At 54.8% G+C, this 25,382-nt stretch carries 7 protein-coding genes; 2 read left to right on the forward strand and 5 right to left on the reverse strand.

Annotation, left to right across the window (positions count from 1 at the left end; translation table 11 throughout):
- Nucleotides 1–245 precede the first annotated feature (245 nt).
- A complete protein-coding gene (locus tag AC52PS_RS07575) occupies nucleotides 246–6,782 on the forward strand; it encodes an Ig-like domain-containing protein (RefSeq protein WP_495562447.1) in 6,537 nt (2,178 codons plus the stop codon).
- Nucleotides 6,783–6,869: 87 nt separating this feature from the next.
- Nucleotides 6,870–17,801, forward strand: a complete 10,932-nt coding sequence (locus AC52PS_RS07580; RefSeq protein ID WP_495562448.1) for a beta strand repeat-containing protein — start codon at nucleotides 6,870–6,872, stop codon at nucleotides 17,799–17,801.
- Between the two features lie 95 nt (nucleotides 17,802–17,896).
- Here AC52PS_RS07580 and AC52PS_RS07585 read toward each other — a convergent pair whose 3' ends face one another.
- The 5 genes from AC52PS_RS07585 to AC52PS_RS07605 all read right to left on the reverse strand — a co-directional run.
- Nucleotides 17,897–19,048, reverse strand: a complete 1,152-nt coding sequence (locus AC52PS_RS07585; protein WP_495562449.1) for a hypothetical protein — start codon at nucleotides 19,046–19,048, stop codon at nucleotides 17,897–17,899.
- A gap of 23 nt (nucleotides 19,049–19,071) precedes the next feature.
- Complete coding sequence (locus tag AC52PS_RS07590; RefSeq protein ID WP_495562450.1) at nucleotides 19,072–20,859, reverse strand: hypothetical protein; 1,788 nt, start codon at nucleotides 20,857–20,859, stop codon at nucleotides 19,072–19,074.
- A gap of 41 nt (nucleotides 20,860–20,900) precedes the next feature.
- Nucleotides 20,901–22,535 (reverse strand): hypothetical protein, encoded by a 1,635-nt coding sequence (locus tag AC52PS_RS07595; RefSeq protein WP_495562451.1) that lies wholly within the window; start codon nucleotides 22,533–22,535, stop codon nucleotides 20,901–20,903.
- A 66-nt stretch (nucleotides 22,536–22,601) separates the two neighbouring features.
- Entirely contained in the window at nucleotides 22,602–23,360 is a 759-nt protein-coding gene (locus tag AC52PS_RS07600; RefSeq protein WP_495562452.1) for a hypothetical protein, read from the reverse strand.
- Nucleotides 23,348–25,382: RHS repeat-associated core domain-containing protein (locus tag AC52PS_RS07605; RefSeq protein WP_495562453.1), on the reverse strand; the 2,035-nt coding region annotated here is incomplete at its 5' end. The genes AC52PS_RS07600 and AC52PS_RS07605, both read right to left, overlap by 13 nt.

Here is a 25,382-nt window from a genome sequence, read left to right on the forward strand (position 1 = left end):
TCCAAAAACTCTAAATAGACCATAAACCTAGAGGTATTCTCACTATACATTGGTATACTTTAACCCGATACTAACAATCGGGGATATGCGGACAAAACGCCGGCATGGGGTTCGGTGCTCCGCCCTCAGCATCTATGTAAAAAAGTAAACTTCTATTATTTTGTGCGACTCGTAAGGCTGATTGTGGGGTGATTGCAGTGAAGGCATTTAAGACCGTTCTGACATGGTATATTTTTCTCTTTTGTATGACAGCGGGGCTGGTTGCCCAGGAAACGGCTGGAACCGCCGAAGCTTCCGAGATCGCAACTGAAGCCGGAGCATTGCTGAATACTCCCAGGGAGGTCGACGGACTTCTCCAGTGGCGCAAGCAGCTGGATTTGAGCGGTCTGGACCCCGGACGCTACAACCTTCTGGTTACCGCCGAAGATGCTGCTGGCAATATTCTAGAAGCCCCTCCGGTGGATATCAGAGTGGATCCTGAATCGGACCTGCCCCATTCATCGGTGACCTATCCCGCATTGAACGAACGGGTTGCGGGGAATTTTTCCGTTTTGGGTTCTGCGGTGGACGATGACGGGGTTTCTTCCGTGTCGTATCTCATAGTTCCCGGTAAAGATGCACAGGCCGCTGACGCTGCGGGGTTTCGGGAAGCTGAGGGCAAGGAGTTCTGGTCCGCATCGGTGGACGTATCGGAGCTGGAAGACGGTCCGTATACGGTGGTGAGCAGAGCCACCGATGTAAACGGACTTACCGGGCCGGAAACATCTGTATCTTTTGTTCTGGACAGGAATATTCCCGACATACGCATAGAGAGTCACGAGAACGGCGCTCTGGTGAGCGGCCGGCTGAAGATCAGCGGAACCGTGAGCGATTTTAACGGTATTGGGTCCATGCAGCAGCGCAGCGGCGAGCAATGGCGCGAAATCCGGCTGAAGGGCAGAGACGGTTTGCCGGAGCGCAGTTTTTCAGTTGATGTGGATACCCGGGAGTTGGAAGACGGTCCCCGGGTACTGGTATTCCGGGCAGAAGACAGCCAGGGTTCCCGTTCCCGGGCCTCCCTGCTTCTCTTTGTAGACAACACTCCTCCTCAGCTGAATGTTGTGTATCCCGCTGAAGACCTCCAGGCCAACGGTCGTTTCAGCGTACTGGGCCTGGCCCGGGACGATAACGGCATTGAGAGTCTCAGCTGGGCGTATCGGGGTGAAGAACCCGTTGAAATTGAGATGGAGCCCGGCAACCCCTATTGGGAAGCGCCGGTTGAGCTCAGCGGCGCCGAAGACCTGGATCTGGAGTTTACCCTCACCGACCCCGCAGGAAATAAAACCAATATCCGCTACCGCAAGAAGCTGGATGTGGAGGCCGACCGGCCGGGCATCCGTTTCGCCGGAGCTTTGGGGCAAGCAGATCAGGCGGCGGAAGACGGGCTGGGCGAAGACGGGCGGGGTGAAGACAGGCTGCCCTCCTACAAAGCGGGCGAACAGATCAGCGGCTGGGTTCTTGACGATGATTCCCCTGGGGCGGTTGTCTACAGTCTGAACCGGGGTGAAGAGACCAGGCTCGATACTACCCGGAGCTTTCATATTGATATCTCCGGACTTTCACCGGGTGAGCATGAGCTTCGCATAAGAGCCGAGGACATCTACGGTCTGCAGAATGAGGAGCAGGCTTTCTCCTTCCTGCTTGAAGCCCGAAAGCCCGATGTGGAAATGGAGAAGGTGCTGCCCCGGCAGGACGACGGCGATTCTGAATCTCCTTCCCGGGAGCTGGCCTATGAGCCGGGAATCGGTTTTGCCAGCGACGAGTACGCGCTTCTTGAGGGAAGGGTGACCTTTCACAGCGGGAAGGGACGGGCCGTGGCAAGCATTCCCGGACGGGAAGATGTGGAGCTGAAGCTTGAAGAGCTTGAGAGCGACGGGGAAGCTAGGGGCACAAGCTGGAAATTCCAAATTCCCCTGGAAGATACCCGGGAAAACCCCCTGTCCTATGGCTTTGTACCGGTGAAAATCCGCTCAATTGATGAGTCGGGGGCGGTTTCAGAAGATATTTTCCCCCTGTGGATCGAAAATCTCACCCAATACCGGGGTGAACCGTCTCTCCAACTGCCCCGGACGTTACGCGGAAACAGTGTGATTTTGAGTGAGGGGGAACAGTTAGAACTGGGCTTTTTCGGTCAGGATATTGCTTCCGCCGAGTTGAGCCCTGAACGTTCCGCCTTCCGTCTCCAGGCAAGTGGAAATCGCCTGAGTATTTCCACCCGGGGTTCGGGGATTCTCGAATCCGGCGTGGTGAGTATAACCACTGATCGGGGCGGAGAGTACAGCCGGCAGCTGCCGCTTATCGTATCGGATCGGGAGGCTCCAAGTATCAGCCTGGAAGAGACGGCCCGCTCCGGAGAGGCGATAAGCGGATCAGTCCGGGACGATACGGAAATCCGGCGTCTGTGGTATGTGTCTGCCGATTCTGAAGATGCAGAAAACGACGCTGAAAATCCAATCCGGTTTGACGGAGACGGAAGCTTCCGCTTTACCGTTCCCGATTCACTCATTGTGTACCCCGGCAGCATGGTAACCGTCTACGCCGAAGATGCCGCCGGCCGGGTGGCATCCCGCTCTGTGTTGGTTTCAGGCGGAGGGGCCAATGAAGAAGACGGTGAAGAAGACGGCGTTTCCATGCGCCTGCTTGTGCCCGCCTCTTCCTCAGTTGACGCACTTCTTCCTGAAGACCTGCATGGGCAAGCTGAGCGCTTGCTTCTGCCGATTGCCGTCGCTTCCGGCGGAATTGAGTCCGGAACTGAGTCAGTCGGTAATGAGAATGGCAGAAATGAGTACGGCAGTGAAATCCGCATCACATTAAACGGCGGAGAACCCCGAAGCATTGCAGCGGGACCGGCTGCAATTGGGGAAATCCCCTCACCCGGGTCGGGAAAGCATCAGCTGAAAGCCGAACTTCCCTATACGGAATTTCGTGAGGGTGATGAAGAGGGCAGGGAGCGCAGCATATCGGCCACCCTGAATTTCACCATCGCCCCCGAGTCACCTGTGCTCAGGTTTAATCATGAGCAGCTGGAATTCATCCCCCGCTATTCCAATCCAGAAAGCGGACCGGAAAACGCATCAGTAAGCGGAAGCATTGGGTATGAGGGAGATATAGACAGGGCTTTCTATGTTTTGGATGAGGGTGATGAGATCTCCTTGAACCTTCAAAGCATGGATGAAGGCGGCTATGCCTTCTCCATTCCTCTGACGAACAGGGAACCCCGCCTGCGTGCCGGACGACGGCAAGTAAAAGTCCATCTTGTGGATGAGTTCGGCCGGGAGATATCCTCTTCCCTGGATTTTCACCTTACAGAATCGAATGATGAGCGCCTGGTTGATGACCGGGAAGGCTGGTATCCCCTTGAAGAGCGCAACGGAGACTATTCGTACCTGTTCAACGGCCGGCCCCCGGTGGAAGCTGTGGTGCGTGCCGCTTCCGAGGCCGCGGCGGGAGCCAATAATGGAACTCGTGATGAGGCGGCGCTCCCGGAAACCCGGATTGGCCGGGCAGGAAGTTCCTGGATTGTGGAGCTGAACCCCGGCGACATGTTGCGATGGGATCAGCTTGAACTTGCCATAGAAACGGAAGACGCAGAAGCCTTCGCCCGGACAATACAAGGGGTGAGTTTCGACACCCAGGCCCCGGAGTTGACCCTGGACACTCCCCTGGAGGGGGAAAACCTGAATGAACTGCTGATCAGCGGTTCGGTTGTTGATAATGATGCCGGAGATAACGCCGGAAATAATGCCGGAGATAACGCCGGAAATAACGATAGTGCCGAAGAAGCGCCGGGTGCAGGGCCCGTATTGAGCTACAGCCTGAACGGCGGCGAGTTCAGACAGCTGTCCGGCGATCCTTCACAGGAGGAAGGCCGGGCCGGTGAAGCGAACGGCGGGACCGGAGAAGCGAACAGCCGAACCGGTGAAGCGAACGGCCGAGCCGGAGAACCCACAGCATTTTCCTATGTAGTGACCGAGGAAGAGATGAAGCGTGCAGGTGCCGACGACGCTGTGCTGGAGCTCATCGTCCGCGCCCAGGATGCCTCGGGAAACAGCACTGAGGTTCGCCGACTTCTCACCTTCGATACCCGGGGCCCTGAGATTGAGCAGATTCTTCCCGCTGACGAGGTGGTGAACGGGCGAAATTCCCTCTTTTTCCTTACCCGCGATGAGTTCAGCCATGGTTTGAGCGGGCGCTTCGCCTTGTCTTCCCCTGCCGCCGAATTGGCTGAAACGTCGGAAACCGGCGAAACTGGAGAATCAGCAGATGGCGCGGAAGAAACAGCAGGTGAAAGCCAGGAAACCGCGAGCGGGACGGAACTGCAGGTTGAAGAGAAACAAAGCGAACACGGTGTGCTGGATCATCTTCTGGACCTCTCTCCCTACGGGGAAATGCCAGACCAGCTCTTCCTGGAGCTTAGCGACAGTGCGGGGAATACCCGCAGGGTGGACGTAAGCCTGAATTTTGACCCCGCTTCGGACAAACCGAAGATCAGCATGGAGTTTCCCGAAACCGATGCCCTGTTCCAAACTGATGCGCTGTTTAGTGGAACGGTTATCGATGACGACGGCGTGGATTCCATCCGATACCGACTGGACGACGGGGATTACCGCCGGGCGGATACGGTAGAAGGTGCCAACAGTTTTGAAATCCTCATCCCTTTTGACGAATTGGAAGATAACGAGCATGTGCTGGATGTGATCGCGGTTGATATTTACGGGGTGGAAAGCGATGTGCTTTCAACTCCCTTTCGGGTGAGCAGGGAAAAACCCCGGGCCCAGCTGCTTTCTCCGGAGTTGGGCAGCACCAACGGCTCTATGGTGAGCCTTGAAGGCAGCGCTTCTGATGCCAACGGCATAGACAGCGTATGGATATCCCTGGACGGGGGCAATAGCTTCCAGAAGACCCGGGGAGGAGAAACCTGGAGCTACGATCTGGACAGCAGCATTTTGGTGGACCGCAGTTACCTCATGCTTATCAAAGCGGTGGACGCCTACGGTGTGGAATCTGTCTCTTCAAGCATTATCACCCTGGACAACACTCCCCCGGCCATGGAGCTATCCCTTCCCCGGGAGGGCAGTGAGGTTGAACGAAGTCTGCCCGTACAGCTGAGGGTGAGCGATGAACTTGCGGTTGCGGATATCAGCTACCGGATTACCCCGCTGGAGTCCACTGCGGCCCCCGGCGGTGAGGGGGAATCGGGACAGTCCGGCGGACGTGAGACTATGCTCAGCGGCGAATTTGCACCCCGCCGGGTTGTACTTGAACAGATCGATATTTCCGGACTTGAACCGGGACTCTATAATCTGAGCATTTTCGCCCGGGATGATGCGGAAAACGAGAGCATGGTTTCCCGGGATATTATCCGGGTGCTGCCGGAAAATGAAGGCCGCCTGTCGCTTCTTCACCCCTTCGACGGTAGCAGTGTGGCCGGGGGGTTCACCCTGGAAGGTCGGGCATTTCCTGTGGACGGGGAAATTCCCGCTCAGGTGCTTTTGACCATGGACGGTTCATCTTTTGATGTTCTCAGCACCGATGACAACGGATACTTCAGCCGGAGCTTTGAGCCGGGGGAAATATCGGACGGATCCCACCTGTTCGCAATTCTGCCCGATGCAGCCGCCGGCTCAGACGTTCCTGCGGACGGCACTGCAGGCGGTAATGCAGGCGGGGGCGAAGGGACTGATTCGGGCGGTTTCCCCCAAAGCAGAATCGATTACTCCGCCGAAGGTCCCTGGGTGAGCATCGATTCATTGAGTACCGGGGACTTTGCCAGTCAGCGTCCCTGGATCAGCGGGCGCACCGGGTATTACCGGGAAGGCCTGAGCGCCGGGCAGCTTAGCCGGACCGATGACGGCCGGACTGGAGAAGGCCAGGATTCAACCGGCTTAAGCCGCCGGGAACTGAGAGCGATTGAGAAGCAATATGAGCTGGTGAGTCTTGAATATTCCCTGGACAACGGGAGCAGTTTCACCTCCATGCGGCCCAGGGAAGAGTGGAAGTTCCGGCTGGAAACCCAGGATCTGAACGACGGACCCTTGAGTATTATGGTTCGCTCCCGCTTTGCATCAGGGGAAACCGCGGTAAGCCGGATTTTTACCCGGGTGGATGACACCCTCCCCAGGGTGAGCATTATTACTCCCGAGGAAAATATCGCAGTGAATGAGGAACTTGAGGTAAGCGGCACCGCCTCGGATGAAAACGGTCTGAAAGATGTACGCCTCACCCTGCGGCCCAGGAGCAAGAACAGCTATGAAGTGCCCCAGTTCATTCAGGGGCTGTATCTGGACCTTCATGTGCTGGGCGCCACCTACTGGGAAACCGGGCTGGGTCTCACCTTCTTCGACAACAATGTCAAGCTCCAGGTTCTGGGAGGTCAGGCCCCCGAAGGCAGGTTCAACGGGAATGTGCTGGGGCTCAAGCTGCTGGCCAATGTGGCCAGTCTGCCCTACGGCTTTCTGTTCGGTCCGGACTGGGAATTTCTCTCCAGCAGTCTGGCGGTGGGGTCGGCTTTCCAGTATTTCACCATGGATTCCTCCGCTTCAAGCGGAGGCGGTGAAGAAGACGGTCTGGTTCTTGGCGCGGTAATCGTGCAGCTTGAGGTTTTGAAAGTAGAAATTGAGCAATGGAATGCAATGAACGCCTATGCGGCGTATGTGGAAAACCAGTTCTGGTTTATTTCATCTGATATTCAGGGGGGGATTAAATACCGCCTGGCATTTGGCATGCGAATAAACCTGTTCTAGGGACACCGGTACCGCCGGTGCGGTGGACGCTTTCCGGCTGTATGGCCGAAAGAATCCCCCGAGGCAGTATAGAGAGGATTGAAAAATATGAGAGGAAGAAAAAACCATTCACCCACCCTGCAAAGGATTCGACGGGCAGTCACTATCGCGGCAACCGCCCTTGCGCTGCTGGGATTAAGTACCTGTGATCTATTAAAGCCCGGTTTGGGCGATGAGGTTGATATCGACCCGCCCAAGATCACCGTGGAAAGCCACAGTAACGGTGATTACGTGGGGGGAAGTTTTACCCTCTCGGGAACTGTGGAGGATGACTTCCGAGTTGAGTCGGTTACCGTTTCCGACGGCAGCAGTTCCTTCAATGCCTCCATAGACGGCGATACCTGGTCGGTAGAGATCGACAGCGGCTCGCTGAACGACGGGGACGTGGATTATCAGCTCAATGTTACCGATGCTTCCGGCAAAAAAGCGGGTATCAACCTTCTTCTCACCGTGGACAACAATCCTCCCACAGTCCTTATCACCACCCCCGATCTCTACGGCAGCGATGCCGAGTTTAATAATGTAGTCACCGTGAAAGGTGAAGCCGCAGATACCACCCGGGTCAAAGAGGTTCTCCTCTCCCTCTACGACCGCTCGGATGATACACCCGTTTTCACCGATGTGAAAGCCACCGGAACCTCCAGCTGGTACTACAGCTTCGATGCATCTTCTTTGAATGGCGGATTGAACGGCGAATATTACCTCATAGTCCGGGCATACGATAACTCGGGCAACTATAACCCATGGTTTTACCATTTTGCCGACATTAGAACCAATGCGGACGATGCCAGCGACCTGCCCAATATTGAGGACATTAACGCCTACGAGTACGGCGGCGATCCCCTTCCCGGTACCTTGAATGTGAGTCTGGCAAGTCTCCGACACGACGCAGAGCCGGCGGATCATCTGATGCTCAACGTGAACCCCGACTCGGACATGCCCCAATTCGGGTTTTACAGTCCTTCCGAGACAGGCAGCAACCCTTTTGCTTCGCCCCAGCGCTTCAACGGATTTGTGGAGGACGATGACGGACCGGTGGCAGCCGCTGAAGTTACAATATTTGAGTACAGCAGCTACGTGGATTACGATGATGCCGGCGGATTCATGGAAAGTTCGGCTTTGACCCTAGAAGGAAGCAACTGGAGTTACGAAGCGGATCTGCCCAGCGGGAACGACTACTATATTCAGCTGCGGGCAACGGACATTAACGGAGAAACCTCCACCAGCCAGCCGGTGCGCTTCAGCGTACCCGAAGGGGTTCCGGGTCTGGTAATTCAGTCTCCCCAGCAGGGAAAGTATGTGGGCGTGGATCAGACCCTGGATTTCCAGTTTGACGTTACCAACCTGAACTCAGGCCGCATAGAAATTGATGTAACTCCCGGTGACGATGATTGGAGCGATGCCATTCAGCTGGACCCCGCATCTGACTACCGGACAGCCGGCAACGAAGTAAGCGGCAGTTATGAAACAAGCCTTACCGCAGGTACCGACTTTACCCTGGCGGATGGATCCCAGTCATTCAAGATCCGTGCCGGTGTGGACGGCGGATGGGGCCAGAGCACCTACAGCTTTGTGGGAGACACCGTGCAGCCCACCATGAGTCTCACCTATCCTAACGAGTACAGCCAGCCTGAGGATGCGGTGAACGGAATTATCAGCGTCAGCGGTATAGCCGATGACGGACTGAATCCTCTGAAGGCCGTATATGGTAAAATTGAGAGCGGCATACAGGCTGTACAGCCTGCGCCTGCAAGTTTTGACGGAAGCTGGTTAACACCTTCGGGACTTGCCAACTGGACCCGCACCGGAATAGACACCACCGATCCGGCCCTTTTTCCTGACGGCGACGGGGATTACACGCTCCGCTTTTTCGTTGTGGATGCAGCGGGAAATGTGAGCGATTCAGCTTCATCGGTTCGCCACATACGGGTGGACCAAAGCTCCGACCTGCCGGTGATTAGCTATTCGAATATCCAATCCGGCGGAACTGCTGCAGACAATATTTTAGGTAACGGAGCCAGTATCTTCGGGAAAGTAAATGATGACGATGCGGTGGCCGCCTCCACGGTTCAAATTCGTATCGATGTGTATAATGACGGTGCTCCCCTGGACGGTGAAGATATTACCTCCGACGGTGATATTCTGGATACCAATGAAAGCGAAGACTGGGTAAATGTGAGCAATCAGCCGGATGTTGACGGCGGAGAAGTAACCTGGTCCCACACCCTTGAAAATCTTCCCCAGGGAGTTCACAGCTTCCAGATTCGCGCAGAAGATATTAACGGAACCCTCGGTCAAAGCAGCGCCTGGATTCCATTTACTTTGGACTTCGGTCCTCCCAGCATTATTATCAACTCCCCGCTTGCAGCAGCGGTGAGCAACGGGACGGATACCGATACAGACGGCAACTATGAACTGGTAATAAGCGGAACCGCCTCCGACCCCAACGGAATTGAAGAAGTCCGGCTGTATATAGACAGTGCGCAAGTTAGTGCGGGAGCCGGCGGGCTAGAAATCGTCAGCGGCAGTTACGGGGACGATGTGGTTACCTGGCAGTATGAAATGCCGGTGGACCGGGCCGGAAACGGCGATGACGGCGATTACAGCATGGAAGTCCAGGCTGACGACTTCACCACCGGCCCCACCAAAACCAACAGCGAAACCCGGCAGTTCACCATAGATACCCTCAGTCCCGAACTGGTGGTCACCAATCCGGTGGACGGTGAATATGTTGAGATTATCGACTATGACATTCGCGGCCAGATTACCGACAACGGCGGCTCCGGCGTGGACAGCCTGGAATATTCTTTGGACAGCAGCGACGGGGCGGACGGAACCTGGACGAACATTGCCACCGGCGGACTCAACTGGACTGTGGCTGACGTGGATTTCTCTTCAGGCGGACAGGGAGCCAAGACTCTCTGGCTTCGGGCATCTGACGGTCTTAACGACCCCAGCCTGGCGGAAATCAACTTCTTCTACGATACGGCCGATCCTGTCTTGAGCGAAAGCGGAGCTCCGGCGGAAACCAACGGGGACTTTTCCTTGAGCGGTTCGGCAAGCGATACTAACGCCTTTGCCTCCCTGGCAATACGGGCCGAGAAAGACGGTGCGGACCAGGGTGAAATATTCAGTACCATGAGTGCCGGTGCATACAGCCATCCGGTTACTCTTCCCGGCGACGGAACCGATGACGGAGTGTGGGTCTACACATTGAGTGCAGAAGATGTGGCCGGACGGCAGACGGTTCTGGAACGAACCGTCGTCATAGATGAAACAGCCCCCGAATCTTTGAGCTTTGACGATCCGGGAGATTATGTTTCCGGGAATGTGGTGAGCCTTCTGGGAAGCGCCGGCGACAGCGGCAGCGGTCTTGGGGAACTGGGTTCCGGAGGCGTGGAATACTCCCTGGACAGCACAGACGGAACAGACGGCACGTGGTCGGCGGTTTCCGGTTCGCCTTCTTCCTGGAATTTTTCTGTGGATCTTGATATTGACGGGGCCGGCGCAGACACCGGACTGGCGGAAGGATCTCATAGCGCCTGGGTTCGCGCACGGGATAAGGCGGGGAATCTTGCCCCGGCCGTTGAACAGATTTTCGTAGTGGATCAGTCTGCACCTTTTGTCTCCAACCTGGAAGAAGACGGAGGAGCCGACTGGGGCGATGTAATTCTCTACAAGGCGACTGACTTTAGCATTAGCGGTACGGCCAACGACACCAACGGGGTGAGCTCGGTCGAGGTAGCCCAGTCCAAGGACGGCGGTCCCGCAGCAGATATTTTCGCAGCAACCGGGGTTCTCAACGGGGCCGACGGTGACAGTTCGCGAACCTGGTCGGTGGACACGGATATTTCCGCCGGCGAGGGCTCCTACGTGTACGTAATTACCCTCACCGACAGCGTGGGGCGGCAGAATTCGGTGCAGAAAGAAATTGTTGTGGATAGTACTGCGCCGAATGCTCCAGGGGTGAGCGATCCGGTTGCGGATCAGTGGCTCTCCGGAGCCAGCTACGCGGTGCAGGGAAGCGCAACAGATAACGGTGCGGCGGGCATAGACTCGGTGTATTACCGGGTGGGCCCCAGGGGCAGCAGTCCCACCACAGACCTGAGTGATGCCGGCTGGCTTGAAGCAAGCGGCACCACAAGCTGGAATGCCACCATTTCCTTAAGCGGGGAAGGGGAGCGCAGTCTCTTTGTAATTGCCGTGGATAACTCCGGCAACCAGTCCGCAATGACCACCCATAATTTCGGCATTGACCAAAATGCCCCTACCTTAAGCATAGATGGCGGGGTAAACACCATCTATCGGAACTCCAGCTTCACCATTACCGGAGACGCGGCGGACAGCAACGCCGTGGACCGGGTGGAAGTGGATGAGAAAATCGGTGCGGGAAGCTACAGTGCCGCAGGAACCGCCTCCTACGATTCGGGTACCGGCGACTGGAGCTATACCAGAACCATCGACGGCGGCGACAGTGACGACATGTATACCTACCGTTTCACCGTATATGACGCTGCGGGAAAAACCGCAGTGGTGGAGAAAGACGTGAACCTGGACCGTGTTGCTCCTGCCATCAGTTTCAATAATCCCGATCCATACATCGATAGCTTCGACGGCGACCCGGCACCCCAGGCAGGAAGAATCTATGCCAACGGTGAAATGGATTTCTCCGGAAGTATCACCGAGAATGCCGGCGTAGGCAACCTGAGCAGCCTTGAATATTCTCTGGATGGGGGCGGCAGCTGGACGGCTCTCACCCTGGGCTCCACATTCGATATCAACGGAATCGACAGCAGCTCCATTGCCGACGGCAATGATCTGGAAATGACCCTTCGGGCAACAGACCGAAACGGCAACAGCAACAGCTCAACTCAAACTCTCCGGGTGTATCAGGACAGCGACAAACCCCAGATTGAGGTAAGTTCTCCCGGAGCGGGAGCAACCATCAACAGCCAGACCATTAATGTGAGCGGTACGGTGAGCGACGATGACGGAGTGGGAGTGAACGCCGATTCGGTTCAATACCGCTTCTCAAGCGACGGAGGGGGAACCTGGGGCAGCTGGACCAACATCAGCACCAGCGGCTCGGTTACCGACCGATCCTTCAGCTTCTCGTTCAGCAGCGGAACAGACGGACCCAAGGCCATCGAGCTCAGGGCCGAAGACAACAATGGAACTCCTGTGAACTCCGATGTGTTCTCAAGAACCTTCACCCAGGACACCGGTGCGCCCACACTCAGCGGCCTTACCCCGGCTAACTTCAGCTATCACAGCGACGATTTCACCGTAAACGGCACCGCGGACGACAGCAACGGTGTGGATAGCGTTGATATTCGGGTTCTCAGGGATAATGTGGAGATTCAGGCATTCACCTCCACAAATCTGACCGGTGCATCCGGGGATAACAGCAGGGATTTCGATTATACCGTGGATACCTCAGGGGGAGACGGTCTGTATCAGGTAATTCTTCGAACCCAGGACATGGGGGGAAACACCCGGGAAGACAGCCGTCAGGTATATGTGGACACCACTGCTCCAAGTGCGGAATTTACAACAGATTTCGGCAGCGCGGATCAGAACAATATTATCAGCATAAATGGAAACAGCAACGACGCATACGGGGTGCAAAGCCTTGATGTTGTGGTTGTGGACGTGAACAACGGCGGCGCCGAAGAGGCCCTGCCCACCGGTACGGTGAGCGGAACAGCTCTGTGGACTTTAAGCAATTTGGATACCAGAAACGCAAGTCTGTTGAATTATGCCCTGGATCTTGGGGGCGGAGAGTACGAGCTGAGGCTCAGAGTGATCGCCCGGGATCAGGCGGGTAACGAGTACGCTACTTCAGGCACCGACGATCTTACCTTCACCATAGACCAGACCAGCGACGCTCCGAATATCAGTATCGACGGGATTGCCTTCGACGGATCATCCAGCATTACCAGCCCGGTAATTTCCGGAACGGTAAGCGATGATGACGGAGTATCTCAGATTCTCATTGACAGCTATGCCGTGGACGACAGCGTAACAAGCCAGACGGTGACCCTCACCGGTGCAGGATACGGAGCCGAATCCGTTGACTGGGAAATAACCCTGGGAGATACGGAAAACGGCGTACGCGGGATCAGAGTCCGGTCGGTGGATACGGTTGATAACAACGGAGCCGATTATTCGGCCACGGACTATTCCAGAACCGACACGGGACGCATTGATTTCAGTCTGGATACAGAATTGCCGGATGCTGCGATCACCGGACCGACCAACGGCACCATCTGGTCATCCAACGACAGTTTCGATTTCGCCGGAACCAGCGGCGACGAATCGGGAATCGTATCTCTTGAGTATAAATTTGACGACAGCGATATGTCCTCGGGCACAACCCTCATTTCAACCCCCTATGACAATTGGAGCTTCAGCGTAGCCCAGGGGGCGTTGGCAGACGGTGCACACACCGTGTACATACAGGCCACCGACGCTGTGGGCAATACCCGGATCGCATCCCGGGCATTTACCGTGGACAAAAGCGCTCCGTCTATCAGCATAACCAGCCCCGCCGACGGTTCAGCGGTGTTCGGACCACTGACAATCGGGGGAACCACTGCGGACAACTCCGGCGGCGCAGGGGTGGACAATGTCTCCATCGGGCTGGGGAAACAGATCGACCCCACCAACGCCTCTACTCTGGAAGCCAGCACCTGGATCGATACCGGAGGAACCACCTCCTGGTCCTACTCATTCCAGAACATTAACGATTACGCCAACAGCACCTTCGCGGTGAACACCGGCGACCTTGACGGCGATGGCGTGGAAGATGCCGGGGAAACTTGGACCGATCTCTGGAACTTCAGCGTGTATGTCCGCGCAGAAGACAGTGCGGGACTTTCCGGTAACGGAAATGTGAATTATCTCACCAGCTACACCCTTCAGATCGACCCCAAGCGGGACCGGCCGGAAGTAACCATTCTCTCCCCCGATGACGGGGCAACGGTGGGCGGTTTCGTACGGGTGTTCGGCTCGGCATTCGACAGTCAGTTTGTGGAGAAGGTCCAGATTGCCATCGACGGGGACAACGACGGCGACTACACCAACGATAGCTGGAGCGAAGGCACCCTGGATGAAACATCCGCCGGGGTGAACTGGTACGAGGTGAACGGAACCGACAGCTGGAATATCAACTTGAATGAAAACAGTGAGTTTGACCCCAGCGTGGGGAGCACCAGGACCATCGGCATACGCGTCCGGGCCAAAGACTACAAACAGAACCCCGGGGACGGAATTTACGGTGCGGAAGAAGAGATCAGCATTACCTTCAACAAGGACTTTCCCCAGTTTGCAGATATGACTCTGGTAAGCGGAGATACGGTGAGCGGAACCTACCTGCTCAGCGGTCTGGTTCGGGATGAAACAGATATTGACCGGATTATCTATTCCAATGAAGGTCCCCTGCTGGACAATACGGTCATCTTCGATAACCCCGGCGGACTTCTGCCCGTGGGAGCGGCCAACACCACCGGACTGGAAACCCCTGCTGCGGCAGCAGATGGTATTGGTGTTGAACTTCTTGGAACCGGCGATCCCGACTACGATCCGGCCTTTCCGGGAAGCTACCGGATCAGCGTTCCTATCGATACCGAAGCTGCGGGACTGTACAACAACGGCGCGGGTTCCATGAGTGTGAAGGTGACTGCGGAAGACACCACAAGTCCAAGTCCCTTTACCAATCAGAATCTCATCAGCTTCAGCGTGGATAATATTGATCCATCGGATCTCTCCATTACCGGAGACTCAGAAATTATCGGTACGGCTGCGGAACTGCAGGGTACGGTGCGGGATACGGGCACGGTCGCAGGAATCGACCGGGTGGTATTGTATCTTACCGACAGAAACGGCGATCTCATACAGCTGAAAAACGGCAGTGGCACCACATCCAGCTTCACAGCGGCAGACGTCTACGATCTTGATAACGGATCTTTCGATAATTACCGGATCGTTATTGATAACGAACTGGAAAGCGGTGCGGTGGGAGCCGACGGACTTCCATCCGGGGACGGTGACGGCTTCGACGAACGGCTGGCATTGAGTGCGGGAACCTACCAGTGGTCGGCCCTCATGGACTCCACTGCGCTCAGCGACGGCGCAGTAACCCTCTACACCAGAGCAGTGGACTTCGCCGGAAATTTCTCCCAGGCCAGCCAGTCGGCGTTCATCGCCAACAATAAACCGTCGATCACCTCCCTGGATCTGGGCACCGACCTTGACGCCAGCGGTACGGTTGAGCCGGGAGAGCGGAGTACGAGCATTTCCAGCGGATACACCAGCTCCAACTTCACCGCCCGCAACGATCTGCTCTATATCGGCGTGAACACCAGCGGAGGAAACGGTACGCTGCGCTACTCCATGGTGTATAGCGGCACCGAGCAGAACGGTACGCTCACCGACGGTACGGTGGAAATTGACACCAGCGCTTTCACCGAAAGCAGCAGCGACAACGACCAGCAGCTGGAGATAACCGTGTACGACAGCACCACCAGCGATGATGCTGACTCCACAGATGAACTGAGCGCAACGGTGACCCTGGGGCTGACCATCGACAATGTGGATGAAACGCCGCCGGAAACAACGCTGTACCGCCTCACAGCAGCCGACATTCTCAGCGATGGTCTTGGTAACGCTCTGGGACATATTGAGCCCTGGCAGCAAAGCCCGGTGAACAACAGCGACGGTGGGTTCAACAAAGTGAATAATATATTTGGAAACGATGCGGATGTGAGCGGTCAAATTAGTCTCCGGGGAAAAAGCCTGGACGACCAGCGCATACAGGAAATCGTTATCTGGATTGACCTGAACGGAAACGGCAGCGTGGATGCCGGCGAACAGGAAGCTGTAGCGGAATTCAGTTCCGGTTCTCTCGTATCCCTGGCAAATCCTCTGGGAAACTTGGTGATCGACAGTCAGGATCTCAGCGTTGAGTCAGGACATGAGGTTGAGTGGAGGTTTGAATGGGACAGCTCGGCGGTGAGCGCAAGAGCACGGCAGAATGTCCGTATATATGCGGATACCGTGGACTTCGGTCCCGCAGGGGGAAATGTATCTGCCGCCTTACCCGGAACCAATCCAGCGAACGGGGATTCCCTGGCTGGAGATATCAACAGAATTAAGGTGGATGTGGTTCCATACATAACTGCAATTACCACTCCATCCCGGATAACCGGCGGCCTGAAGGATCAGAATATTCGATCCTCCCATGGATTATACTCAATCCTTACCGGCTCGGATCCCAACTTTATCTATGTTGAAGGATTCAATATAGATCCAAGTTCGGTTCGCATTGTAAACAGTGCAGAAGCTGCCGGCGCAGCAGGTGAAGCGGACGGATATGGTCTGGCCTTTAACTCTGTAGCCCCCGATTTCACTTCGTTCAGTCTCAGCAACAGTGCTTCAGGTTCGGGATACGTGGAAGTATTCACCAACGGCATCCGGAGCATTAATAATATCAACAACAACGACGCCCTTGATCCGGAAGGGGAGGCATACAACATGGAACCGGACCAGTATGTGCGGTTGAACACCATGCTGGATGACGACCGATATATCCGCTTTTTCACCGTACAGAATACCGGGGTGAAAAACGGCTACTTCCCGGACATGATTATGGACGGGGACGATCCGGTGTTCTCCTATCTGGATCTTTCGGGAGGGCCCAATGCTGCCGCCGGACTTGCACCGGGAACCGGGGCCGGTTCATACCGCTATCAAAATGCCATGCCCCAAAGGGCGAAGTTCAACGGTGCGACAGCGGCAGAAATAACTACAGAATATCTGGTGAAAGGTCTCGTGTGGGATCAGATGGCCATGGCACAGGATGAAGCCGGCCGATTCTATCATGCATCGGTATATAACTATGAGGGCGCCCGAATGGCAGTGCTGTACGACCGTTATGCCGAACTCTACGGAAACGGAGAGGGCTGGGGTGACGGTGTAGAATACGTCGGCTACGGAGGAAATAATGTACAGGATGGAAATAACAATGCCATTTCCCTTGAGCCCACAACCTTCGGGGAAGGTCTCATGCTTGGCCGCTTCAAATATCCCAAACTGATCGCCACCGGCAATTCGGTTACCGGCAACGCACAGGTGTACATGATGTACTTCGATGACAACACCACCAACAGGGAACTGATCTTCCGCAATTTCAGGATTGGAAGTAATGCGGGATTGGGCAACCAGATGTACAACGGAGGAACATCATCCACCGGCGGAGGGTATGGTCAGTACACCAACCTGGGAGACCGAAATACCAGTGGACGCCTTACTGCGGCACAAAACGCTTCCAGCCATTTTGACTTTGCAGTCACTTCAGACTCCCGTGTGGTGGTGGTGTACTACGATCAGACGGTGGGAAGATTGCAAATGCGCTATTCAAATGCTCCGGTGGACGGTTCCGCACCAACGGCGGGTGTAACCTGGGTGGATTCTTCAATCACCTTCCCCGAGTATGTGGGAACCGATGTCTCGATTGCCGTGGACAGTAACGATGGAATCCATATTTCATCCTACGATTCAGGGAACTCCGATCTGAACTATATGTATATAGACGCCTACGACAGCCCAACACTGTATGAAGTTACCGTTGATGCGGCCTTCTCTGTGGGTACCTGGTCTCAGATAAAAATTCAGGAGGATGCGGGAGATGTATATCCGTACATCGCCTATTACAACAGCTCAGAGTCCGGTGGCCGAGATTCCATCAAGCTTGCCTACGCAAAAAATCCGATTTCTGCAGGAAATGTACTGCCAGGCGTGGATGGCAACGGTTTTACAACGGGTAATTGGGAATATATGAATATGCCGGCCCTCACACCGCCCCAGGGGGGAAACCTTTCCTTCAAGCATGTGAACCTGGATTTTGATACATCAGGAAGACCGTACCTCGGGTATCTGGGGACATACCTGGAATTCGGAACCTGGCTGGATGAGCAGTAGGATCTCCATGAAGTCCAGCAGAATGGGATCAGAAAAAGATCAGAAAAAAGAGCAGAACGCCGGGGGAGATAATCCAAACTTCTCCGGCAGAATAATCAGCGTACGATAATCCATGAATCCGCGGACGCCAGCAATGTTCTGGCGTCCCGGTCTTCTTTATTAATCACAGTTCCGCCGAGAATGGCGGGAGTCCAGCCGGTGAGGGTAATGATGCGCTCCCGGGAAGCCCTGCCCTGAACCGCCCTGATAAGCCTGGCGGCCGTGTCTCTGTGACGCTGGGGAAGTTTTTCCAGCAGCCCGGCGATGGAGGACGACGAGCTGGTTGCTGCGGCTGATTCGGATCTTCTATTTGTGGCTGCGCCGCTGTCGCTGTCCCTGCCGTTCAGCTGGGAGGCGGCGGTATTGCTCCAGATGGCTGCACGGATAACCGGCCGAACATTGCGTACACCCGCACCGGAAATGGCCGGGATAATCTTCCAGTAGAAGCGCTCCTCCGCCGGCGCCTGCCTCTTCCAGCTGAGAAAATGGGGGAACAGGCCCGCCCGGCCTTCCAGGGCGGCGTCCCGGTACGCCGGTTCATCCATGTCCCACCACTGGGGGGAAATAATGCCCCGGTTCGCCCATTCATCCAGCAGCTCGTATGCACGGTCAAAGTATCCCGAATCGCGCCAGCTTCGGGGGTTCGCCATCAGCGCGTCCCAGGACGCAAACACATCTTCATCCACGAAACCCTGGAGGGCTTCGCTGAGCATGATCAGCACCGGCAGAAACAGTTCCGGATAATCCCCGGGCACGGCAATGGGGTAAAACCTTTCGTCGGCTGAACGGAAGGGAGCCAGAACTTCGGCTATTTCTTCAAGGGCAATGTCTTCCAGGGCAATATCTTCAATAGCGCGCTCCCCCGGCTCAACGGGAAGAAGGTTCTCGTTATGTATCCACAGCAACGGATCCAGTGCGGCGAACAGATGCTCTCCCGGAGGGGCATTCAAGGGGGCTGCGGGGATGACTGCCGGAGGGGTGGCGGTGAGGAAGAGGGTGGCGCGTCGATTATTCAATATAATTTGGTTGCCCACCACCGATTCAGACGCATTCTCAAGGACCGGATTAAACTGTGCAGGCAGACCTTCCAGCCCGATCCGGAAATTTGAAGAACTCAATACAAAACTGAGACCCAGGACTGCAATGCCCAGGCCGGCGAGTATCAAAAGAGAAATAATTAAGCGCTTGTTAACGGCGATGTTTTTCATAAATTTGTGCTCCCGCTGTGTTTTCATGGAAGAGAAACATTCAGACTCAGCTGAAAATAATGATTCCAGCCGTCTCTGCCTTCTTCCAGCTCAGCATTCCAGATTCGTTCCATGGTGTAGCCCAGTCCCAGCTTCAGCGCGGGCCCGCGATAGCCCGAAGATGCTCCGGTTGCGGGTCTGAGAACTAAATTTCCATGGATTTCCCCCTGCAGCGTATGCTCAATAACATCCTGGGTGAGAAAGCGGGTGTAGGGTTGGCCGTTGAGATCTTCTTCCGGGTATGGTGCCTGAAAGGTGGGGGTCCTGCCGTCATAGCCCGGGTCGAAAATATCTCCCGTGGCTCCTTCGATAATTCCCTGGCTTGCATTACCATGCCGTATGTAACGGATGCCGCTGCTCAGCTGCAGTTCAAGTCCGGGAAGCAGGGGTCCGAGCCCTGAGACCGGTGCTGCGTCCCAGTCGATTCTCCAGCGGTCACTGTTCGGGTCCAGCCCGGGACCGATATTTTCACCCCGGTGGGTGTAGTTGCTGTAGTTTGCAGTTCCCCCTCTGCTGTTGTCGAACACCTGAGTCCGTTCGTCCCAGTGGGTGTACATGTAGGGCATTACTGCGGTGTAATCAAATGAAAGCCTGCGCAGCCAGGGGTTCAGAGGCGTCCAGCTGATGCCGGATTGGGCTGCAAACTTGTATTTGGTGTTGAAATTGAAACGCATAATATCGTTAAAATGGACGTCGTCGGCATAAATCTGCAAAGGAATAGTCACAGAAGATCCCGGGCGGAATATGGCTTCCACCCCCAAAAGTGAGTTATCACCGAATCCGGTGAGACCCTGGTTGAGAAAGTAACTTGAGAGGGGAATCAGGTAAAACAATTCCAGCCGTTCTCCCCAGACCACCGACTCGATAATTCCCAGGCTGAGCCATGGTGCCGGTTGAACTCTCAGCATATGAAACATCAGGTACTTTCCGCCGTAGCGGCCTTCTCCCACATCGTCGGTGGCGGAAAGAACGCTTAATTGGGAGGCATAGTTCATGTTCGCTGTGAAGTTGTTGTTGCCGCTGGATCCAAGCTCCTTACTGTAGTTGAATGCAAAATGTCCTGCGGCGGCTGCATCAGCTGATATTAATATTCCGTCATCGTGGAACGGACCTGCGCTGCTCCTGTGGGTTCCTACACGGAAATTTGTTACAGCACTGCCGTCCGGGCTTGTGCGGCTCACATCCAGCAGGCTGTATACAAATTGGCGGATGCTGATATTTCTGCCCAACAGGTCGATGTCCGACCAGTCGGGAATATAATCATTCCGTTCCCTCATTCCCGAAGGCAGTGCATCGGTGTTTTCCGAATCCAGCATATGGGCCCGATAGTGGAGCTCGCTCCAGGTTTCTCCCCGGGGTGAATCCTGAATATTCCAGATAAAGCCCAGCGATGGAGGCGCGTTCACATATACGCCCCGGCCGTCAAATCCGGATGAAGTCCGGATCTCAGGGCTGAATGCAAACGAGTACTGGGCATCCTTGCGGTCGAGCTTCTGAAGATACAGCCTCGCTTTGGAAATCTCACTTTTTTCTGCTGCGGGATGGGCTATAAGTTGTTTCAGCGCACTTATAACCTGCTCATATCCATAGGGCCGTAAAATTGGCAGACCCTGAATTAATCCCGCTTCCTGCCAATACAACAGATCGCTATAAATGGGCGAGTGGACGTCCGCCAGGGATACATCATGAATACCTGCGGCTATATCCTGTGTATCCAGTGTATTCTGTTGGGAAAACCCCGGAGATGCCAGTAGCAGCAATATCAGTGCCATGGCAGGGAAAGGTCTGATTATCGGGTGAGTCTTGTACAATATCATTTTACGCTCCAAGCTGCGCCCAGGGTGAACTGCATATCGAACTCGTTACGTCCGGCTTCATGACGGGCATTATTCAACCATACTATATCAGTATTCAGCCAAAAGGACAGGACGCCCCAGGATCTTCCCGGCAGCTGATACGCCGGACGGATGGTCACAATATTCCACAGCTCCGCCGTGCCGGAAGGGGTTCGGAGGGTAACTGCCTCTTCCCCGGTATCGTAGGGGGTTAACAGCTCCTGCTCGCCGTCCTGAACAAAGCTGTAGCTAAGATCCAGGTCCAAGCGATCCACATTTCCCATGTTCTGCCAGTCTGTCCACAGCGTGTATACATTACTGTCGGGCCCCCAACTCAGCCCCAGGGGCGTGGAAATCAGAGGATTTCCACCCTCCAGGTTGCTCAGAGCTTTCCTTCTCCAGAAAAAGGAGTTCAGGCTGTGCTCGCGGATATAGAGCCATGGGTCGCTGTGGAAATATTCAATCCCAATACTCATATCCCCTCGAAAAACGGGTTTAGGGGGAGCGAATTGGACTCCCCCCATCCACCCCATTGCCGACGGAATGGCGGCATCGGTGTAACGTTGTTTCTCATAGGGCGACTGAATGGAATTAAACATAAACTGGCCATAAAGCATAACTCCCTGAAACGGAACCAGTTGCGTATCGACGCTGAGCATGCTTGCAGCGTAATCCCACTCATAATAATTGTGCATAATTCCAACGGGATTCAGAAATCGAATATCCAGCGGCCGACCACCCCAGCTCAGTCCCTCGGTAATAGCAAAATTCCAGCGCTGAAAAAACTTCATGTCGAAACGGTGGAAAATAACATACTTGGAAGGAAAAATATCCGATGGATCCCCGTCGGAGGTGGTGAAATCAGCTACAGTCTGCCGCTCACTTGCGGTCATATACGGCTGTACATGGATAATCGCCATGCTGTATTTGAAATTCTTCCACCAGCCCGAAATTCTCATCTGATCCAGCCAGTGGGGAGAATCTGAAACAATCAGCTGTTCATACCGCCCTGGTCCCAACAGCAAATCATTCCGCCCCACCAAAAACGTCCAGTTCGGACCTCCCAGGGAAGCATAGGCGGTGAAGGGGAACTGTACATCATAATAGCCGAAATCTTTGTTCAGGTTGGAGATATTTCCCGGAGTATCGGCGGCGAAATATTCCTGTCGGAGTTCCACATCCCCGCCAAGATAGGCGGAATCCCGGATGAAAACATCCAGCCCCAGCTCGAGCACCGGGGCACGTTGTCCGAATCCGTACACCCAGGGAATATCGTATTTCTCTTCACCTTCCCGGTTGGTCTTTCCATATATCTCCAGCTGCAGGGACGGTAGGAACGCCAGCTCCAAGCCCGGTTCCCGGTAGTCGCTTTGGGGAACCAATTCCTCGGGAATGTCTGCATTAATCTGCTCAAAATAGAACCTGAACTCATCCATTGACCAGGGCCTGGCATTAAAAGGAGGCGCCAGTCCCTGCAAAATGAACCCGCGATCTATTCTGTGGTATAAATCGGAAGAAAGGGGCACCATCTTTTGCTGTGCTGCTAGCGCCACAGGCAGCAGAAGGATCACAACCACCAAGCCGGACAGCAGAAATACCTTGCGTTGTCTCATGCCGTAATAATACCCTGATTACCCACAGAAAACGACCCCGTCTGCACAAAGCGTAAGATACCCCGCTTAAAAATACCCCACCAGAAACGGCAAGAAGAATCCTCTATACTCTCCTGGCATAAGAAATTCATTGAAAGCCCGGATCATATTGTCGGCAGGGGGAACGTAGTCGTCGCCGATGTAGATGTACATGTTTCGATCCCCCATATCCAGGGATGGGCTGATTATATGAATGTAATCTTCCTGGTAATCCACCTCTGCATATTTCCTTTCATCGTACATTACACGATCCAGTTTTTCTCTCTCATAGATAAAACGAATAATGGCTGCGTTGGTATTAGAAATGGGTTGTGCACTTAAATGATCCCTAGAAAAATCGATCGAATAAATTTCCATGCCCTTATATATTTGTGTGAAATTCTTTTCCCCGGTCCGAGTGTAAAACAGATCCGGTGTCCCCCCGGGATCTGCTGACTGGATTATTTCATAACCGTCTTGCCTTCTTCGTATAACCCACTGTTTCTCATTTGTCAGTTCATCCTGACTATATTCCAATCTGGTATAAAGAATGTGATTGTCCTGATCCTGGAATGAAACAATTCTCCTGGGCTTTCTCTGCCGGTTCCCCAGCTGATCCTCGATCCGGTATTCCACGAGTCTTCCTTCATCGTTAAAACGGAAGGTAAAGAAACGGATGTTTTCCACTTCCCGGTAATTTTGCTGGGCGTCCCGAAAGCGGGCAACAATGGTATTCTGGGAAAAAATTTCGCTGCTGCATGCAAACATCATCAGCAGTGCTGCGAGTAATAGCCTTATTTTGCGCATCCTTCTACGGTACCTCCGTCATCTAATACTTCCTTGAATAACATTGCCAGCATAATGTTATCGCTGGTTGAATGCCTTCCACAGCCCTTGGTAGTAGCGTCCGGATTATTAGGATCGTTAAAGTTTTCAATATCACCCCCGGCATGAAAGCCATAGCCCGAATCGGTTTCGGTGAGCAGGTTTCCACTTTCATCCACCCGGGGAGTCCACGCTTCAAGAGCGACATCATATTGATAGGTTTCAACTTCAGCTGTTGCATCGGTGGAGATAAAATAAGGGCCATATTTCAGATCACTTGTTTCAATAACTTTTTCTACATTGAAGCCCCCCCTGGGGAAGTGTTCCGGATAATACGCATTTCCATTTTCCTTGCTTTCTAAAATGGTTGTTACCGGGTCGTCTGTAAGATCTCCTGTTTCGGTAGGATACTCTCTATCCCGCAAGTTATTCGTGGTGTACACATCGAAAAAATTTACATCATCCAAATTGTCTTCTTCATCGTCACAGGTGAATCCCCAAAACCTTTCTTCATCCACATCATAGTGAATGAATCCGCTTTTCTGCAGCCCCAAACTATCTGTAAAATTTACCGGGTCGTCGTCGCAGTAGGCGGTCCAGCTGTAGCCGGTCCGCAGGGGATCGGGGGTGAGAAAGCGTCCGGCGGAGGGCATGTAGAAGCGGTAGCCGAAGTTGATGAGCCCCGAGTACGGGTTGTAGCATTTGCCTGCGAAGCCGGGCACGCAGATGCCCAGACTGCTGAGTTCCCGAAGAGGATTGCCGGGGGTTTGGCTGTCGGGGTAATGGGGTTTTCCGTACACTTCATAGTGTATCATGCCGGCGCTGAGGTTCTGTAAGTCCACGATGGCCGGTTTGCTGCCATTCATGCTGTCCGGCAGGTAATAATGACTCAACGATTGTGTAGCCCCGGGGGACGGTTCCCGGGAATGGGGGCCGGAAGCCCTGAAACGATCATCCGTCTGGTTGTAGCTGCCTTCTTTCGGGTCGCTGGGGTCGGTTCCCGGCCTGCGGGTGCGGGCAACGCTGAGTGCGGTAATTTTTCCGTCCACCCAGTGATACATGCAGATTGCCCGGGGTGTGAGAAGGTTTTCCTCCGATCCGGCCATGCCAGGATCATCATGGGAGGTTGAAGAAGGCGACCGGGGCGAACTGCTGCGGTAGCCTTCTCCCGGGGGATGCTCGGGAACCTCCGGGAATGAGCCGTCGCCTGAGTCTCCGTCCTGATCGATTGCCGGTCCCTGCAGATATGTACGTTCACTGCTGTAGTGGGCGCTTGCGAGAACCCGGCTGCTTGTGCCCATGTAGGCGAAGCGGGTCAGCCGGAGTGTTTCATCTTCCAAGGGCCTGCTTTCCCGGTCCGGGGAGACCCTGCGGTATAGTTCCCGCCTGAGCCGAAGGCGGTTCATTGCGTCGTATTCATAGGCAATGGTGGTCTCAGCGAGAGAATTGCGTACATCCAGTTGTTCCAGCCGGGAGAACCGGTTATATGAGGCCCGATACCGCCTCCCCTCGGTTTCCCATTGAACGAGGCGGCCAAAGGTATCTTCCTGAATGTTCGTTGCTTCGGGTGTGAGATTTTGCTTTTCCAGTTGCTGATAGGGTGAAAAGCGCGAAGGAAGGTTTCGGGCGTCCCAAAGTTTGCCGAGAGTTTGCCGTTGGTCAGGATCCGGACCGGCCCAGACGAGTTCGGGAGCCCGGGTGTTCTGCGATGATCCTCCGGGCTGAGGGGTGAGGGCGGATGTGAGCTTCCCGGATGGGTCGTAGCTGTAGATGCTGAGGCCGCCGTCGGCGCCTACGCTGGAGCTCAGCTTTCTGCCCGGAGTATAGCTGTAGATGTTTCCCCCACTAGGGTGGAGGGGATTCCTGCGGCTGTGGAACAGATCGGATTCCATGCAGCCGTCCCGGGTATAGCTGATTTGCTGCAGGAGTTCCGGGGAATTCCCCGTGCGTTTCCATATGGATGTAATTCGGCCCAGGCCGTCCCTGCGGATTTGGAGCTTCATG

The organism is Salinispira sp., from assembly GCF_059431795.1.

Bases quoted from the DNA above. Each gene is read 5' to 3' on its own strand.
- AC52PS_RS07575 (WP_495562447.1), top strand. From the start codon at position 246: ATGACAGCGGGGCTGGTTGCCCAGGAAACGGCTGGAACCGCCGAAGCT.
- AC52PS_RS07595 (WP_495562451.1), bottom strand. From the start codon at position 22,535: ATGAGACAACGCAAGGTATTTCTGCTGTCCGGCTTGGTGGTTGTGATC.
- AC52PS_RS07600 (WP_495562452.1), bottom strand. From the start codon at position 23,360: ATGCGCAAAATAAGGCTATTACTCGCAGCACTGCTGATGATGTTTGCA.
- AC52PS_RS07580 (WP_495562448.1), top strand. From the start codon at position 6,870: ATGAGAGGAAGAAAAAACCATTCACCCACCCTGCAAAGGATTCGACGG.
- AC52PS_RS07585 (WP_495562449.1), bottom strand. From the start codon at position 19,048: ATGAAAAACATCGCCGTTAACAAGCGCTTAATTATTTCTCTTTTGATA.
- AC52PS_RS07590 (WP_495562450.1), bottom strand. From the start codon at position 20,859: ATGGCACTGATATTGCTGCTACTGGCATCTCCGGGGTTTTCCCAACAG.